The organism is Pantoea sp. UBA5035 (assembly GCF_002415245.1).
Lineage (GTDB): Bacteria > Pseudomonadota > Gammaproteobacteria > Enterobacterales > Enterobacteriaceae > Pantoea > Pantoea septica.
In genome coordinates this window covers 113,622-129,757 of the sequence record NZ_DICD01000017.1, presented here as the reverse complement: position 1 = coordinate 129,757, position 16,136 = coordinate 113,622, and the positions used below count along the sequence as shown (strand labels likewise).

Annotated in this window: 13 protein-coding genes; all 13 read right to left on the bottom strand. The window is 60.6% G+C overall.

Annotated elements, in window-relative coordinates:
• Positions 1–59 precede the first annotated feature (59 nt).
• The 13 genes from lpxC to B3229_RS13735 all read right to left on the bottom strand — a co-directional run bounded on the left by lpxC (position 60) and on the right by B3229_RS13735 (position 16,124).
• Complete coding sequence (gene lpxC, locus B3229_RS13795; RefSeq protein ID WP_033749496.1) at positions 60–977, bottom strand: UDP-3-O-acyl-N-acetylglucosamine deacetylase; 918 nt, start codon at positions 975–977, stop codon at positions 60–62.
• Between the two features lie 101 nt (positions 978–1,078).
• A complete protein-coding gene (ftsZ, locus tag B3229_RS13790; protein WP_033749494.1) occupies positions 1,079–2,233 on the bottom strand; it encodes a cell division protein FtsZ in 1,155 nt (384 codons plus the stop codon).
• Positions 2,234–2,303: 70 nt separating this feature from the next.
• On the bottom strand, positions 2,304–3,560 hold the full coding sequence (gene ftsA / locus B3229_RS13785; protein WP_033749492.1) for a cell division protein FtsA: 1,257 nt from the start codon (positions 3,558–3,560) through the stop codon (positions 2,304–2,306).
• Positions 3,557–4,393: a cell division protein FtsQ gene (gene ftsQ / locus B3229_RS13780; RefSeq protein WP_048783799.1), complete on the bottom strand. Its 837-nt coding sequence runs from the start codon at positions 4,391–4,393 to the stop codon at positions 3,557–3,559. Before ftsQ ends, ftsA begins: the two co-directional genes overlap by 4 nt.
• Before the next feature lies 1 nt (position 4,394).
• Entirely contained in the window at positions 4,395–5,315 is a 921-nt protein-coding gene (locus B3229_RS13775) for a D-alanine--D-alanine ligase (protein ID WP_286871541.1), read from the bottom strand.
• Entirely contained in the window at positions 5,308–6,783 is a 1,476-nt protein-coding gene (gene murC / locus B3229_RS13770) for a UDP-N-acetylmuramate--L-alanine ligase (RefSeq protein WP_286871538.1), read from the bottom strand. Before murC ends, B3229_RS13775 begins: the two co-directional genes overlap by 8 nt.
• 69 nt (positions 6,784–6,852) lie before the next feature.
• On the bottom strand, positions 6,853–7,911 hold the full coding sequence (murG, locus tag B3229_RS13765; RefSeq protein ID WP_286871535.1) for an undecaprenyldiphospho-muramoylpentapeptide beta-N-acetylglucosaminyltransferase: 1,059 nt from the start codon (positions 7,909–7,911) through the stop codon (positions 6,853–6,855).
• Positions 7,908–9,134 carry a cell division protein FtsW gene (gene ftsW / locus B3229_RS13760; protein WP_048785365.1) on the bottom strand — a complete coding sequence of 409 codons (1,227 nt, stop codon included), beginning with the start codon at positions 9,132–9,134 and terminating at the stop codon, positions 7,908–7,910. Before ftsW ends, murG begins: the two co-directional genes overlap by 4 nt.
• Positions 9,134–10,450, bottom strand: a complete 1,317-nt coding sequence (gene murD, locus B3229_RS13755; RefSeq protein ID WP_286871530.1) for a UDP-N-acetylmuramoyl-L-alanine--D-glutamate ligase — start codon at positions 10,448–10,450, stop codon at positions 9,134–9,136. The genes ftsW and murD overlap by 1 nt, the downstream gene beginning before the upstream one ends.
• Positions 10,451–10,452: 2 nt before the next feature.
• Positions 10,453–11,535 carry a phospho-N-acetylmuramoyl-pentapeptide-transferase gene (gene mraY / locus B3229_RS13750; RefSeq protein WP_033749483.1) on the bottom strand — a complete coding sequence of 361 codons (1,083 nt, stop codon included), beginning with the start codon at positions 11,533–11,535 and terminating at the stop codon, positions 10,453–10,455.
• The gene (murF, locus tag B3229_RS13745) at positions 11,529–12,887 is read right to left on the bottom strand and encodes a UDP-N-acetylmuramoyl-tripeptide--D-alanyl-D-alanine ligase (RefSeq protein ID WP_286871526.1); all 1,359 of its coding nucleotides are present in this window, start codon (positions 12,885–12,887) and stop codon (positions 11,529–11,531) included. Before murF ends, mraY begins: the two co-directional genes overlap by 7 nt.
• Positions 12,884–14,371, bottom strand: a complete 1,488-nt coding sequence (gene murE / locus B3229_RS13740) for a UDP-N-acetylmuramoyl-L-alanyl-D-glutamate--2,6-diaminopimelate ligase (protein ID WP_286871524.1) — start codon at positions 14,369–14,371, stop codon at positions 12,884–12,886. The genes murF and murE overlap by 4 nt, the downstream gene beginning before the upstream one ends.
• A complete protein-coding gene (locus B3229_RS13735) occupies positions 14,358–16,124 on the bottom strand; it encodes a peptidoglycan glycosyltransferase FtsI (protein ID WP_048781301.1) in 1,767 nt (588 codons plus the stop codon). The genes murE and B3229_RS13735 overlap by 14 nt, the downstream gene beginning before the upstream one ends.
• Positions 16,125–16,136: the final 12 nt, after the last annotated feature.

Genomic DNA, 16,136 nt, shown 5'->3' with positions numbered 1-16,136 from the left:
GGCGCTGCTGACCGGAGAGGGTTGTCAGCAGATACCAGCCTTTAAAGATTCCGGGGTAATTAAGCCAGAACCAGATTCGGTGCCTTGAACGCCAGCGGCAGTTCCGCTTCGTCTTCGAAGGTAGCCCATTCCCAGGCTTCTTGTTTCGCCAGGACGGCCTGCAGCAGCTTGTTGTTCAGAGCGTGGCCTGATTTGAACGCGGTAAACGCGCCGATAATATTGTGGCCGCACATAAACAGGTCGCCGATCGCATCCAGCATTTTGTGACGAACGAATTCATCTTCAAAACGCAGGCCTTCTTCATTCAGCACGCGGAAATCGTCGAGGCCGATCGCGCAATCCAGACTACCGCCCAGGCACAGGCCTTTGGATTGCAGATACTCGATTTCACGCATAAAGCCGAAAGTACGCGCGCGGCTGATCTGACGAACAAAAGAGTCGGCAGAGAAGTTCAGCTGATAGCGCTGAGAGCTGGAGTCGATCGCCGGATGGTTGAAGTCGATGGTGAAGTCGAGAGAGAAACCGTTGTACGGCTTGATCTCGGCCCACTTGTCGCCATCTTCCACGCGAACAGTCTGCTTAACGCGCACGAATTTTTTCGCGCTGTTCAGCTGTTCGATGCCCGCATCCATCAACAGATAGATAAAGGGCGCGGCGCTGCCGTCCATAATCGGGATTTCCGGCGCATCCACTTCAACGATAATGTTGTCGATACCCAGACCAGCCAGCGCGGCGTTCAAATGCTCAACCGTCGAAATACGTACGCCTTCATCATTCACCAGGCAGGTACTCAGCATGGTGTCGCGCACGTATTTTGCATCAGCCGGGAAATCAACCGGTGGATTCAAGTCAGTGCGACGATAGATGACCCCGGTATTAGCCGGCGCAGGGCGTAGTGTCAGCGTGACTTTCTTGCCGGTATGCAAACCGACGCCAGTCGCCTGAACAATACGTTTTAATGTCCTTTGTTTGATCATCGTATTATCTCGCAATATTACCCATCCGACCGCTAGTATACTTTACCAGCGGGCGAACACTTTAGCACAAAGAGCGGAGAATCCCAATTCTCAGCTTATTCCTAATCGGCCTGCTTACGCAGAAACGCTGGAATATCAAGGTAATCGGGCTCTTTGTTTGACTGCGCGGTCTGGTCGTTGACCACTTTGGCCGCCGGCTTTTGCTCCTGCGGCAGCGGCGACATGCCGTGCTGCTGGTAGCGATGATCCATCACAGGCTGGCTGGCTGGCTTGTTGGTCACCAGGGTGATTTCCGGACGCTTGTCCATGCCGATGCCGGTCGCCACCACGGTAACGCGCAGTTCGTCGTTCATCTCCGGATCCAGCGAGGTGCCGATAACCACGGTCGCGTTGTCGGAGGCGAAGGCGCGGATAGTGTTACCCACGGTTTCGAACTCATCCAGACGCAGGTCGAAGCCCGCCGTGATGTTGACCAGCACGCCGCGCGCGCCAGACAGATCGATATCTTCCAGCAGCGGGCTGGAGATCGCCATTTCCGCCGCCTCTTCCGCGCGGTCTTCGCCGCAGGCGACGCCGGAGCCCATCATCGCGTAGCCCATTTCGGACATCACGGTGCGCACGTCAGCAAAGTCGACGTTCATCAGGCCCGGACGTGTAATCAGTTCGGCGATGCCCTGTACCGCGCCTTTCAGCACGTCGTTTGCCGCGCCGAAGGCGTCGAGCAGAGAGATGCCGCGACCCAGCACTTTCAGCAGCTTGTCGTTCGGAATGGTAATCAGTGAATCGACATGCTTAGAGAGCTCGGCGATGCCCTGCTCAGCAAAGGCCATGCGCTTTTTGCCTTCGAAGTTGAACGGCTTGGTCACGACCGCAACGGTCAGAATGCCCAGGTCTTTGGCCACTTCCGCCACCACCGGCGCAGCGCCGGTGCCGGTACCGCCGCCCATACCGGCAGCGATAAAGACCATGTCTGCTCCCTCCAGCGCAGAACGCAGAGCTTCGCGATCTTCTTCCGCAGAGGTACGACCAACTTCCGGATTCGCTCCGGCACCCAGACCTTTGGTGATATTGGTGCCGATCTGGATAGTCTGGCCAACCGCTGTTTTACGCAACGCCTGGGCGTCGGTGTTCACAGCGAAGAATTCCACACCTTCGATACGCTCGCGCACCATGTGCTCTACGGCGTTGCCGCCGCCCCCGCCGACGCCGATGACTTTAATCACCGCGTCATTGGTTAATTCCATCGGTTCAAACATGATTTCTCTCCGTTATGTGCCTGTCGCCTGGAGACCATAAACAGTGCCAGCATGGTCTCCTTTTCTAAAATCAAAATTCTTTCTTCAACCAGCTATTGATGCGCTTGAACCAGTTGCCCACCGATGCGCGTTTTTCCGTCTCTGCATCGCCGTTCATATGGGACTCTTTGCCATAGTGCAGCAGTCCCACTGCGGTCGAGTAATAAGGTTCCTGCGCGTAATCCGTCAATCCTGTGATATTGAGCGGCTGCCCGATGCGCACCTGCGTATGGAAAACGCGTTGCGCGCAGGCGGCCAGCCCTTCAATTTGCGCCGCGCCACCGGTCAGCACGATCCCGGCTGCCAGATGGTGCTTAACGCCCTGCTGACGCAGTTGTTCCTGTAGCTGCAAAATCTCGTCATTGACCAGATTCAGCAATTCGGTGTATCGCGGCTCGATCACTTCGGCCAGCGTCTGCCGTTGCAGACTGCGCGGCGGACGTCCGCCCACGCTCGGCACTTCGACGTTTTCGTCTTTGCCGACAATCGATCCCAGCGCGCAGCCGTGGCGAACCTTGATCGCTTCGGCGTCTGTCGGCGGTGTGCCGAACGCGTAGGCGATATCGCTGGTGACCACGTTACCCGCATAGGGGATCACTTTAGTGTGACGCAGCGCGCCGCCTGTATAAACAGCAATATCCATTGTACCGCCGCCGACGTCGACAACACAGACGCCAAGCTCACGTTCGTCTTCGGTCAGCACCGCGAAACTGGACGCCAGACCGGCAAAAATCAGTTGGTCAACTTTCAGGCCGCAACGTTCAACGGCCTTGACGATATTTTTCGCCATATCGTTGTGACATGTGATCAGGTGCACTTTTGCCTGCATGCGCACGCCCGACAAACCAACCGGGTTTTTGATGCCTTCCTGATAATCGATAGCGTATTCCTGAGGAATAACATGCAGGATGCGGTGCTCATCGCGCACGCGCACTGACTTCGCAGTGTGTACGACGTTTTCCACATCATCCTGAGTCACTTCCTCTTCGGAAATCGGAACCATCCCGATTTCGTTCTGGCAGCTGATATGTTTGCCCGATAAAGCGAGATAGACGGAAGAGATCTGGCAATCCGCCATCAGCTCGGCCTGATCGATGGCGCGCTGTACGCATTTCACCACCGACTCAAGGTCGTTTACGCCGCCTTTATCCATACCGCGAGACGGGCAGCTGCCCACCCCGATAATGTTGACCATACCATCGGGCAGAATTTCCCCAACCAGGGCGGCGACCTTCGCGGTGCCAATTTCGAGTCCAACTACCAGTTTTCTGTCCGTTGCCTTGATCATTGTTTAGCCTGTGCCTGGTTCTGTTGCTGATTACTGTCCTGGAGCTCTACGGGCTCCGGCGTCCAGCCCACGGCTGCACCCGAGTCGTACCGCAAATCCACATAGCTGATGCGCTTGTGCTCGTTCTGCCCTTGCTGCTGCAACGCCGGATAGAGCTCGATAAATCGGTTAAGACGCTTCATAGGCTCGCCGCGCCCCAGTTCGATGCGCACATCGTCGCTGGTGACCAGCTGCCATGACCGCCGCGCCGTCATCGACGCGACCTTCAGGGTAAATTTGTTGGCCTTAAGCACGTCGCTCATGCTGTGGTAACCCGCCAACACCTCTTTTTCGCTGCCTTCCGGTCCGTACAGCATCGGCATCGTTTCTTTGCCGATGTGGCTGGCCGGCACGCTGAAGGAGACGCCGTCCGCATCCACCATATGCAGATCGTTCCAGCGCGCCACCGGCACATACTCCACCAGATGGATCTTCAGCTCGTCAGGCCACTGCTTGCGCACGCTGACCTGTTTAATCCACGGCAGCCGCTCAATCTGCTGCTGAAGGATGTTGACATCCTGCGACATAAAGGTGCCCGGCGCGCCCAGCGACAAAATCGCCTGGCGAATATCATCGTGCGTGGTGTAGTGGGTTTCGCCCGTCACCACCAGCCGTGAAAGCGGCAGGCGCGACGCGTCGTTCATCCACTTCAGTACCACCAGCCCGCCGAAAATCATAATGCCAATAACCATCAGCAGAAAAACGATGCCGAACAGTCTGGCCCCGTTGCTGCGTCCCGTGCGCACGCGCTCCTGGGGTTCGCGGTTCCGTGCGTTAAGTGCCGCCTGTGACATATCAGTCAGCCAGTTCCAGAATGCGCGCCACCAGCTGCGAGAAGCTCATGCCCGCAACGCTTGCCGCCATCGGCACCAGACTGTGGCTGGTCATGCCCGGCGAGGTGTTCGCCTCCAGCAGCTGGAAGTTGCCTTCGCCGTCCGCCATCACGTCTACTCGTCCCCAGCCGCTACAGCCCAGCGCGCGCCATGCGTTCCAGACCAGCGTCTGCAGTTCCGCCTCCCGCTCCGCGCTCAATCCTGCAGGGCAGAAGTATTGAGTATCGTCAGAAATGTATTTTGCTTCATAGTCATAAAATTCGCTGGCGGTCTGAATGCGTATCGCCGGCAGGATCTGGTCGCCAATAATGCCGACCGTATACTCCGCACCGCTGAGAAACGCTTCGATCAGCACGTTGTCATCATGGCGGAACGCTTCATCCAGCGCGGCAGGCAGCGTCGCCAGCGTATTGACGCGGCTGATACCCACGCTGGAGCCTTCGCTGCTCGGCTTGACGAACAGCGGCAGGCCTAGCGCTTCGACGGCGTCGCGCGTTTCCGCGTTTAGTCCCGCCTGATACTGCTCGCGCGTCAGCCAGACAAAACGGCCAGAGGGCAACCCGCGCCCCTGCCAGAGCAGCTTGGTGCGCAGCTTATCCATGGTAATGGCCGACGCCATCACGCCGCTGCCGGTATAGGGCAGCTGTAAAAATTCCAGCACCGCCTGCAGCGTGCCGTCTTCGCCGCCGCGGCCGTGCAGCGCGATAAAGGCGGCGTCGAAGCCCTGCTCTTTCAGCGTCAGCACCGAAACGTCGCGCGTGTCGACCGCGTGCGCGTCAACGCCCGCCTCGCGCAGGCCCGCCAGCACCGCGCTGCCCGACATCAGCGACACGTCGCGCTCCGCCGAGGTGCCGCCCATCAGGACGGCGACTTTATCAGCCATGACGCTCCTCCGCTTTGCGCTCAGGCTGCAGCTTGCAATCCGCCAGCTTGCGCGCCACTTTGCCTACGTTACCGGCGCCCTGCACCAGAATCAGATCTTTGCCCGACAGCAGCGGCGCCAGCATTTCCGGCAGCGCGTCGTGATCCGGCACCAGCACAGGGTCGACCTTGCCGCGCCCGCGAATAGAGCGGCACAGCGCGCGGCTGTCCGCGCCCGGGATCGGCGTTTCGCCCGCCGAATAGACATCCAGCATCAGCAGCACGTCAACCTGCGACAGCACGTTGGCGAAGTCGTCGAACAGGTCGCGGGTGCGCGTATAGCGGTGCGGCTGAAACACCATCACCAGTTTTTTATCCGGCCAGCCGGCGCGCGCCGCCTTAATGGTGGCGTCGACTTCAGTCGGATGATGGCCGTAATCGTCGACCAGCATCGCCGTGCCCGAATTGCCGTTTACCGGCTCCGTCGGGAATTCGCCCAGCAGATCGAAGCGACGGCCGGTCCCCTGGAAGCTTTCCAGCGCGGCCAGGATAGCGTTGTCGTCAATGCCCTCTTCGCTCGCCACCGCAACGGCGGCGGCCGCGTTGAGCGCGTTATGACGGCCTGGCGCATTCAGCGTCACCTGCAGAAGCGGCTTGTCATGGCGCACCAGGGTAAAGTGCCCCTGCGCGCCGCGCTGCTCGTAGTGTTCGATGCGCACGTCGGCGTCATCGCTGAAGCCGTAGGTGGTGATGTGACGCCCTACGCGCGGGATCAAATCGCGGATCACCGCATCATCGATGCACATTACCGCACGGCCGTAAAACGGCAGATTGTGCAGAAAGTTGATAAACGTCTGCTTCAGGTTTTCGAAGTCGCCCTGGTAGGTGTCCATATGGTCAGCTTCAATATTGGTCACTACCGCCACCATCGGCTGCAGATGCAGGAAAGAGGCGTCGCTCTCGTCCGCTTCCGCAATCAGGTAACGACTGCTGCCGAGCCGCGCATGCGTGCCCGCCGCCTTTACCAGGCCGCCGTTGACGAAGGTCGGATCCAGACCGCCCTCTGCATAGATGCTCGACACCATCGCCGTGGTGGTGGTTTTGCCGTGCGTGCCGGCGATAGCGATGCCGTGGCGAAAACGCATTAGCTCCGCCAGCATCTCGGCGCGGCGGATCACGGGAATACGCTGCTCGCGCGCCGCGACCAGTTCCGGGTTGTCCTGCGCCACCGCGCTGGAGACCACCACCACGCTGGCGTCGGTGACGTTTTCCGGGCGATGGTTGAAATAGATGGTGGCGCCCAGCGCCGCCAGATGCTGCGTCACCGCGTTCGGCGCCAGATCGGAGCCGCTAATATGGTAACCCTCGTTCGCCAACACTTCGGCAATACCGCCCATGCCGGCACCGCCGATGCCGACAAAGTGAATGTGCCGGACGCGACGCATCTCGGGCACAATGGAGCGCAGTTTTGCCAGTTGTTGTGTATTCATCGTTCTCAGTTACCTGTCATCTTTATCCGTGCCTGTTGCGGCACCGGCCAGCTACGCTGGCCCGATTATTCACTTCGCGGCGCGCGCCACTTCACGCGCGACCCTGTCGGTCGCATCGGGGATCGCCACCTGGCGGGCTTTTTCCGCCATGCTCAACAGCGTTGGGCGATCCCAGCGGCGCAGCGTCTCCGCCACGGCATCCGCGGTAAACCGCGGCTGCTCAAAAATTTTGGCCGCGCCCGCTTTTTCCAGCGGCAGCGCATTCCAGTACTGCTGACGATCTTTATGCTGAAAAGGCACGAAAATCGCCGGTAAACCCGCCGCGGCGATCTCGCTGACGGTGAGCGCGCCGGAGCGGCAAACCACCACATCCGCCCAGGCGTAGGCGGCCGCCATATCGTCAATAAATTCCGTGACCTTGTGCTGCGTCTGGCCGACCTGCTGGTACGCCTTAAGCACATCCTGCAGCGCGCCTTTGCCGGTCTGATGCCACAGCGTCACGCTGTCGCCCAGCGCGGCCGCGACCTGCGGCAGCGTCTGGTTCAGCACGCGCGCGCCCTGGCTTCCGCCGACCACCAGCACACGGATCGGACCGCTGCGGTTGGCCAGACGCGCGTCCGGCAGCGGCAGCGCCAGCACGTCGGTGCGCACCGGATTGCCGACGACGTCCGCATGCGGAAAGGCGCCGGGAAAGGCCTGCATCACTTTGCTGGCGATCTTCGCCAGCCACTTATTGGTCAGCCCGGCAATGCCGTTCTGCTCGTGCAGCACCACCGGAATGCCGCAGCTCCAGGCCGCGAGGCCGCCAGGGCCTGAAACGTAACCGCCCATGCCCAGCACCACGTCCGGCTGCCACGCCCGCATAATGGCGCGCGCCTGACGCCAGGCGTTGAAAATACGCATCGGCGCCAGCAGCAGCGCTTTCAAACCTTTGCCGCGCAGACCGCTGATGCGGATAAACTCAATCTCAATACCGTGTTTCGGCACCAAATCCGCTTCCATTCTGTCGGCCGTGCCGAGCCAGCGAACCTGCCACCCCTGTTCCATCAGATGATGGGCGACGGCCAGACCGGGGAAAACATGTCCGCCGGTTCCGCCCGCCATCACCATCAAACGCTTCCCACTCATCGGGCACCTCGGGTAAACGCCTGCGCTTTGGTCAGGCGCGTTTCATAATCAATACGCAGCAAAAACACGATCGCCGTCGACATAATTAGCAGGCTGGAGCCGCCGTAGCTGATCAGCGGCAGCGTCAGCCCTTTCGTCGGCAGCATGCCCGCTGCCGCGCCGACGTTAACCAGCGCCTGGAAACTGAACCACACGCCGATAGAACAGGCGAGAAAGCCGGAAAAACGTTGATCGATCTCCAGCGCGCGGCGGCCGATCGACATCGCACGAAAAGCGACGAAGAATACCATCAACAAGGCTAAAACCACACCGATATAACCCAGTTCTTCGCCGATGATAGAGAAGATAAAGTCGGTATGCGCCTCCGGCAGATACTCCAGTTTTTGCACCGAGTTGCCGAGCCCCTGCCCCCAGAATTCGCCGCGGCCGAACGCCATCAGCGACTGCGTCAGCTGATAGCCGCTGCCGAAAGGATCTTCCCAGGGATTCCAGAACGAGGTCACGCGGCGCATACGATAAGGTTCCGCGATAATCAGCAGCACCACGGCGAACATGCCGGAGCCGATAATCGCCAGGAACTGCCACAGCTTCGCGCCCGCCAGGAAGAGCATCGCCAGCGTAGTGACGAACAGCACCACCACGGTGCCGAGGTCAGGCTGCGCCAGCAGCAGCACCGCCAGCACCACCATCACGCCCATCGGTTTGCAGAAGCCCCAGAAGTTATTGCGCACCTCTTCCACCTTGCGCACCAGATAGCTGGCGAGATAGCAGAAGAGCGACAGCTTCGACAGTTCCGCCGGCTGGATACGCAGCGGGCCGAGGGCGATCCAGCGCGAGGCGCCGTTCACCGAGCTGCCCACCACCAGTACGATTAGCAGCATCACCACCGTGGCCAGCAGCATCGCGTTGCTGTAGCGCTGCCAGAAATCCATCGGCACGCGCAGCGTGACCAGCGCGATGCCGAGTCCCAGCACGATATAGAAGGCGTCGCGCTTGGCGAAGTAAAAGGGATCGTCGTTGAGACGCTGACCCACCGGCATCGAGGCCGAGGTCACCATCACGAAGCCGACGATCGCCAGGCCGAAGGTGAGCCACAGCAGCGTGCGGTCGTAAAGCACCAGGGCGGAATCGTCGCTTTCGCGCGCGCCCATTACCCAGTCTTTCAGCCGGCTGCCGATAAAGGCGAAGAGTCCAATTATCATTCCGCCGCCAGGAATACGCATCAGCCTAACTCCTTCGCCAGCTGCGCGAAGCAATCGCCGCGCTGTTCAAAATTACGGAACTGGTCGAGGCTGGCGCAGGCGGGCGACAGCAGCACCATATCGCCAGGCTGAACCTGCGGCGCAATCAGCGCCATCGCCTGCTGCATCGTCTCGGTGCGCACGGCATTGTCGGGGCGCAGCGCTGCCAGCGCATCGCCATCGCGGCCGAAGCAGTAGAGGCGAACCTTCTCGTCCTGCACATAGCGCGCCAGCGGAGTGAAATCCGCCGATTTGCCGTCGCCGCCCAGCAGCAGCCAGAGACGGCCGTTGACCTGCAGGCCGTTAAGCGCCGCTTCGGTGCTGCCGACGTTGGTGGCTTTCGAGTCGTTGATCCAGCGCACGCCGTTGGCCTCATGCGCCAGCTGAAAGCGATGCGCCAGCCCGCCAAAGCTGGTCAGCGCCGCCAGACTGGAGGCGCGCGGCAGACCCACGGCGTCGGCCAGCGCCAGCGCCGCCAGCGCATTGGTATAGTTGTGCTGGCCCACCAGCCTCATCTCATCGGTGTTCAGCACTTTTTCGCCCTTCACGCGCAGCCAGATGGCGCCCTGCTGACGATTAAGGTGATAGTCGCCGAAATCGATGCCAAAGCTGACGCAGCGCGCATCGGCGCCGCGCACCGGCAGGGTCAGCGCATCGTCGGCGTTCACCACGCAGACCCGCGCGTTTTCATAGATGCGCAGCTTCGCGGCGCGATACTGCTGCATGCCGAGCGGATAGCGATCCATATGATCTTCGCTGACATTGAGAATGGTCGCCGCCGCGGCTTTCAGGCTGTAAGTGGTTTCGAGCTGGAAGCTGGAGAGCTCGAGCACGTAAAGCTGCGCGGGCGATTTCAGCAGCGACAGCGCCGGCAGGCCGATATTGCCGCCGACGCCGACCTGCCAGCCCGCGGCTCGCGCCATCTCGCCAACCAGGGTAGTGACCGTGCTTTTGCCGTTGGAGCCGGTGATCGCCACGATCGGCGCCTGCGCCTCGCGGCAGAACAGCTCGATATCGCCGACGATTTCCACGCCCGCCTCGGCCGCTTCAGTTAATGCCGGATGCGCCAGCGCCATGCCCGGACTGGCGACGATCAGATCCGCCGCCAGCAGCCAGTCGCTGTTAAGCCCGCCGGTATAGCGATCTACCTGCTCAGGCAGCTTGTCGAGTCCCGGCGGCGACACACGGGTATCCATCACGCGCGGCGTTACGCCTTGCGCTAAAAAGAAATCAACACAGGAGAGGCCCGTCAGGCCCAGCCCGATAATGACGACTTTTCTGCCCCGATAGTCAGCCATAATTAACGTACCTTCAGCGTGGCCAGGCCAATAAGCACCAGCATCAGCGAAATGATCCAGAAGCGCACGATGACGCGCGGTTCCGGCCAGCCTTTCAGTTCATAGTGATGATGAATCGGCGCCATGCGGAAAATGCGCTGTCCGCGTAGCTTGAACGATCCTACCTGCAGGATCACTGACAGCGTCTCAACCACAAACACGCCGCCCATGATCACCAGTAAAAATTCCTGACGCAGCAGCACGGCGAGCGTGCCGAGCGCGCCGCCCAGCGCCAGCGATCCCACGTCGCCCATAAAAACCTGCGCCGGATAGGTGTTGAACCACAGAAAGCCCAGCCCTGCCCCGACGATGGCGGTACAGACGATCACCAGCTCGCCCGCATGGCGTAAATAGGGAATATGCAGATACTCGGCAAACTTGACATTGCCGGTCGCCCAGGCCACCAGCGCGAACCCGGCCGCGACAAACACGGTCGGCATAATCGCCAGGCCGTCCAGACCGTCGGTGAGGTTAACGGCGTTGCCGGTGCCAACAATAACGAAGTAGGCCAGCACTACGTAGAACAGGCCAAGCTGAGGCATGATGTCTTTGAAAAACGGCACCACCAGCTGCGTGGCGGGCGTCCCTTTGCCGGCGGCGTAGAGCGCGAACGCCACGCCGAGCGAAATCACCGACATCCAGAAATATTTCCAGCGCGCGATCAGTCCTTTGGTGTCTTTGCGCACCACTTTGCGATAGTCATCGACAAAGCCGATGATGCCAAAGCCTACCAGTACTACCAGCACGCACCAGACATAGGGATTAGAAGGATAAGCCCACATCAGCACCGAAACGGTAATCGACGTGAGGATCATAATCCCGCCCATGGTCGGCGTGCCGCGCTTGCTGAAGTGCGACTCCGGACCGTCGTTGCGCACCACCTGGCCGATTTGCAGCTTTTGCAGCCAGGCGATCAGGCGCGGCCCCATCCATAAAGAGATAAATAAAGCGGTCAGCAGGCTGACAATGGCGCGAAACGTCAGATACGAAAAGACGTTGAAGCCGGAATAAAAAGCGACCAGATGCTCGGCCAGCCAGACTAACATGTTCCCATCTCCTGTAGGTTCTGCACGACCTGCTCCATGGCAGCACTCCGCGAACCCTTAATCAAAACGGTTAATTCCCGATGTTCGGACAACAACGTCCGTAAACGTTCCGTCAGCGCGGTTTTAGTGGCGAAATGTTCGCCAACCCCGCTGCTTTCACTAATGTTGGCGCTCAACGCGCCGACGCTCAGCACGCGATCGACGCCCGCGGCTTTCGCCGCCAGCCCGACTTCGCGATGACACTGTTCCGCCTCTTCGCCCAGCTCGGCCATATCGCCGACCACCATCACGCGATAGCCGGGCATCTCGCCCAGCACCTGCGCGGCGGCCGTCATGGAGCCGACGTTGGCGTTATAACTGTCGTCGAGCAGCAGCTGATGCTCGCCGAGGCGAATGGGAAACAGGCGGCCAGGCACGGCCTGCAGGTTTTTTAACCCGCTCTGAATGGCGCTAAGCGGCGCGTCGACCGACAGCGCCAGCGCGGCCGCGGCCAGCGCGTTGGCGATATTATGGCGGCCAGGCAGCGGCAGCGTGACGTCGATGTCGCCGCGCGGCGTCTGCAGGATAAAGTGGGTGCCGTCTACGCCCAGGCGGATATCGCGCGCGGTAAAATCGCTGTCGGCAGCCTGCGGCGAAAAGCGCCAGACGCGCTTGCCGTGCAGGTTGGTCTGCCAGTGTGGCCAGTCGTTGCTGTCAGCGTTGAGAATGGCGGTGCCGTTCGCCGGCAGACCGTTGAAGATCTCCCCTTTCGCCTTCGCCACGCCCGCCAGCGAGCCGAAGCCTTCCAGATGCGCCGCCGCCAGGTTATTCACCAGCGCGCTCTCTGGACGCGTCAGCTCGGTGGTATAGGCGATCTCGCCCTGATGATTGGCGCCCAGTTCGATCACCGCGTACTGATGCTGTTCGGTGAGACGCAGCAGCGTCATCGGCACGCCGAAATCGTTATTCAGATTCCCGGCGGTATAGAGGGTTTCGCCGCACTCACGCAGGATGGCGGCGGTCATCTCTTTCACCGAGGTTTTGCCGGAGGAGCCGGTAAGCGCCACGACGCGCGCCTTCGACTGCTGGCGTACCCAGGCGGCCAGCTTGCCGAACGCGATACGCGTGTCGGCAACCACCACCTGCGGGACAGAAAGAGGTAAATGCTTACTCACTAATAACGCCTGCGCGCCGCTGGCGATAGCGTCAGCGGCAAAGTCATGGGCGTCGAAGCGTTCGCCGACCAGCGCGACAAACAGGCTGCCGGGCGTCACTTTGCGCGTATCGGTAGTGACGTCGTTCAGAACAAGATCGCTGCCGTGAAGCGTGCCGCCGCTAATGTCGGCCAGCGTGGTAAGGGAAACCGGGATCATGCCGTCACTCCTAAAAACGCGGCAACCGTGGCGCGGTCGGAGTAATCCAGACGACGATTTCCCACGATTTGATAATCTTCGTGACCTTTGCCCGCCACCAGCACGATATCATCAGGCTGCGCCTGCAGAACGGCGTTAGTGACCGCTTGCGCACGACCCGCGACGACGCGCGCGCGGTGCGGCTCAAGCAGGCCGGTCAAAATGTCGTTAACGATAGCCTGCGGATCTTCGCTGCGCGGATTATCGTCGGTAATCACCACGACGTCCGCGAACTGCTCGGCGATAGCGCCCATCAGCGGACGCTTGCCTTTGTCGCGATCGCCACCGCAGCCAAACACGCACCACAGCTTGCCTTTGCAGTGCAGGCGCGCTGCTTCCAGCGCCTTTTCCAGCGCGTCCGGCGTATGGGCGTAATCCACCACTACGGTCGGCTTGCCCGGCGCGCTGAAGACTTCCATGCGCCCGCATACCGGCTGCAGCTGCGGCGCCGTCCGCACCAGATCGGCGAGCGGATAATCGAGCGCCAGCAGCGTGGCAAAGGCCAGCAGCAGGTTGCTGACGTTGAAGGCGCCCATCAGGCGGCTGTCGAATTCACCTTCGCCCCAGCTTGAGCTGAAGCGGATATGCGCGCCGTTGTCCTGATAGGTGACCTCTTCGGCTTTTACCCACCGGCCGTGACAGCCCGGCTGGAGATTGTTCTCCATGGTGACGGCGACGGCGTCAGGCAGCGTCGCCAGCCAGCGGCGCCCTGCTTCGTCGTCGGCGTTAAGGATCATTTCGCCGACCTGATGGTCGGTAAACAGCAGCTTTTTAGCCGATTCGTAGCTCTGCATATCGCCGTGATAATCGAGATGATCGCGGCTCAGATTGGTAAAGACCGCGGCGGCGAACGGCAGCGCCGCAACGCGATGCTGCACCAGACCGTGCGATGAGACCTCCATCGCGGTCAGCGTCGCGCCCTGCTGCGCCAGCTCCTGCAGCAGATGCTGAACCTCCACGGCTGAGCCGGTGGTGTTCTCTGCGGCGGTCAGCTGTCCGAGCAGGCCGTTGCCGACCGTGCCCATCACCGCGCCGGTTTCGCCCAGACGCTGCGCCCACTGCGCCAGCAGCTGAGTGGTCGTGGTTTTGCCATTGGTGCCGGTCACGCCGATCAGCTTCTGCTTTTCGCCAGGCTGACCATAAAAACGGCCTGCCAGCGCAGAGAGCCGCTGCGGCAGCTGCGCCAGGTAAATCACCGGCACGCCGTGCATTTCTTTGATATCGCCATCGCTGGCTTCGCCTTCGGCCTCGGCGATCACGGCGGAAACCCCTTGCGCGATCGCCTGCGGAATAAAACGCCGTCCATCGGCGTGGTGGCCTGCAACGGCCACAAACAGATCGCCGGACGCCGCTTTGCGGCTATCCAGTGTCATGTCACCCAGGGGACGCGCCGGCGCGTCTGGCACCCACGGGCCCAGCAAGTCGCGCAGGTTACGATCTGTCACTTTTTTCCTCACTTCTGTTTGTCACCAGCTCGTTTTTGTCATTGGTCGGCAACGCATCCGGTTCGATGTTCATGGTGCGCAGAACGCCGCCCATGATGGCACCGAACACCGGCGCGGAAACCGCACCACCGTAATACTTGCCGGCCTGGGGATCGTTGATCACCACCACCAGCGCAAAACGAGGATGACTGGCAGGCGCGACGCCTGCGGTGTATGCGATATATTTATTGACGTAGCGGCCGTCCGGTCCGACTTTTTTCGCCGTACCGGTTTTAATCGCGATGCGATAGCCTTTAATTGCCGCTTTTACGCCGCCGCCGCCCGGCAGCGCGACGCTTTCCATCATATGAACCACGGTTTTCACCAGCGATTCCGGGAAGACGCGCTCGCCCGCGACAGGCGGATCGACTTTGGTAATCGACAGCGGCCGGGAGATGCCGTAGCTGCCGATAGTCGCGTAGACACGCGCTAACTGTAACGGCGTTACCATTAGCCCGTAGCCGAAAGAGAAGGTGGCCCTCTCTATGTCAGACCACCGTTGTTTTTGAGGGTATAAGCCACTACTTTCCCCGACCAGCCCCAAATTGGTCGGTTTACCCAGGCCAAAGCGCGCATAAGTATCTACAAGCGCTGAGGAGGGCATCGCTAACGCCAGCCGTGAAACGCCGACGTTACTCGACTTCTGCAGAATCCCGGTAAGGGTCAATTCGTTATAGCGCGCCACGTCTTTTATCTCGTGACCGTTAACGCGGTACGGCACGGTATTAAGTACGCTGTTTTCCCGCACCACGCCGCGCTGCAGCGCCGTCATCACCACCATTGGCTTAACGGTCGAGCCAGGCTCGAAGATGTCGGTGATGGCGCGGTTGCGCATCATCTCTTTCGGCGTGTTGCCAAGGTTATTGGGGTTGTAGGCCGGGCTGTTGGCCATCGCCAGTACTTCGCCAGTATTGACGTCCACCAGTACGGCCGTGCCCGATTCGGCCTTGTTGAACGCCACCGCATTGTTAAGTTCGCGATAGACCAGCGCCTGCAGGCGTTCGTCGATGCTGAGCGTCAGGTTGTGGGCGGCGCGGCTGTCCACTGACGAGATATCTTCGATCACGCGGCCGTTGCGGTCTTTACGCACCGTTCGTTCGCCCGGCGCACCGGTCAGCCATTTATCGAAGCTCTTCTCGATGCCTTCGATACCCTGGCCGTCAATATTGGTAAAGCCGATCAGGTGAGATGTCACCTGACCGGCCGGATAATAACGGCGCGACTCTTCGCGCAGATGGATGCCGGGCAGCCGGAGCTTCTTGATGTAGTCGCTGATGGCGGGATTAACCTGGCGCGCCAGATAGATGAAGCGTCCTTTGGGATTGGCGTTGACGCGCGTTGCCAGCTGGTCGAGAGGAATAGAGAGCGCGTCGGCGAGCGCTTTCCAGCGGCCGTCCAGGGTCACGCCGCCCGCGTCGTGCAGCTCTTTCGGGTCGGCCCAGATGGCGTTGACCGGCACGCTGACCGCCAGCGGACGACCGGCGCGATCGCTGATCATGCCGCGCGCGGTAGGCACCGCCTGCACGCGCAGCGAGCGCAGATCGCCCTCTTTCACCAGCTTGTCCGGGCTAATGACCTGCAGCCAGGCGACGCGGGAGAGCAGACCGAACAGCGCCAGTAAAATACAGCCGCACAGCAACGCAAAACGCCAGCTTACAAAGCTGGCTTTATCTTCCTGTTTTTTCAACTTCAGCGTTTTGCTTGCGCCGCTCATTGCGATTTAGCG

Excerpts from the sequence above, each read along its gene's own strand:
- ftsQ (WP_048783799.1), bottom strand. The coding sequence starts at position 4,393 with ATGTCACAGGCGGCACTTAACGCACGGAACCGCGAACCCCAGGAGCGC.
- murG (WP_286871535.1), bottom strand. The coding sequence starts at position 7,911 with ATGAGTGGGAAGCGTTTGATGGTGATGGCGGGCGGAACCGGCGGACAT.
- murF (WP_286871526.1), bottom strand. The coding sequence starts at position 12,887 with ATGATCCCGGTTTCCCTTACCACGCTGGCCGACATTAGCGGCGGCACG.
- B3229_RS13775 (WP_286871541.1), bottom strand. The coding sequence starts at position 5,315 with ATGGCTGATAAAGTCGCCGTCCTGATGGGCGGCACCTCGGCGGAGCGC.
- ftsW (WP_048785365.1), bottom strand. The coding sequence starts at position 9,134 with ATGCGTATTCCTGGCGGCGGAATGATAATTGGACTCTTCGCCTTTATC.
- mraY (WP_033749483.1), bottom strand. The coding sequence starts at position 11,535 with ATGTTAGTCTGGCTGGCCGAGCATCTGGTCGCTTTTTATTCCGGCTTC.
- ftsZ (WP_033749494.1), bottom strand. The coding sequence starts at position 2,233 with ATGTTTGAACCGATGGAATTAACCAATGACGCGGTGATTAAAGTCATC.
- lpxC (WP_033749496.1), bottom strand. The coding sequence starts at position 977 with ATGATCAAACAAAGGACATTAAAACGTATTGTTCAGGCGACTGGCGTC.
- murC (WP_286871538.1), bottom strand. The coding sequence starts at position 6,783 with ATGAATACACAACAACTGGCAAAACTGCGCTCCATTGTGCCCGAGATG.
- ftsA (WP_033749492.1), bottom strand. The coding sequence starts at position 3,560 with ATGATCAAGGCAACGGACAGAAAACTGGTAGTTGGACTCGAAATTGGC.
- B3229_RS13735 (WP_048781301.1), bottom strand. The coding sequence starts at position 16,124 with ATGAGCGGCGCAAGCAAAACGCTGAAGTTGAAAAAACAGGAAGATAAA.
- murD (WP_286871530.1), bottom strand. The coding sequence starts at position 10,450 with ATGGCTGACTATCGGGGCAGAAAAGTCGTCATTATCGGGCTGGGCCTG.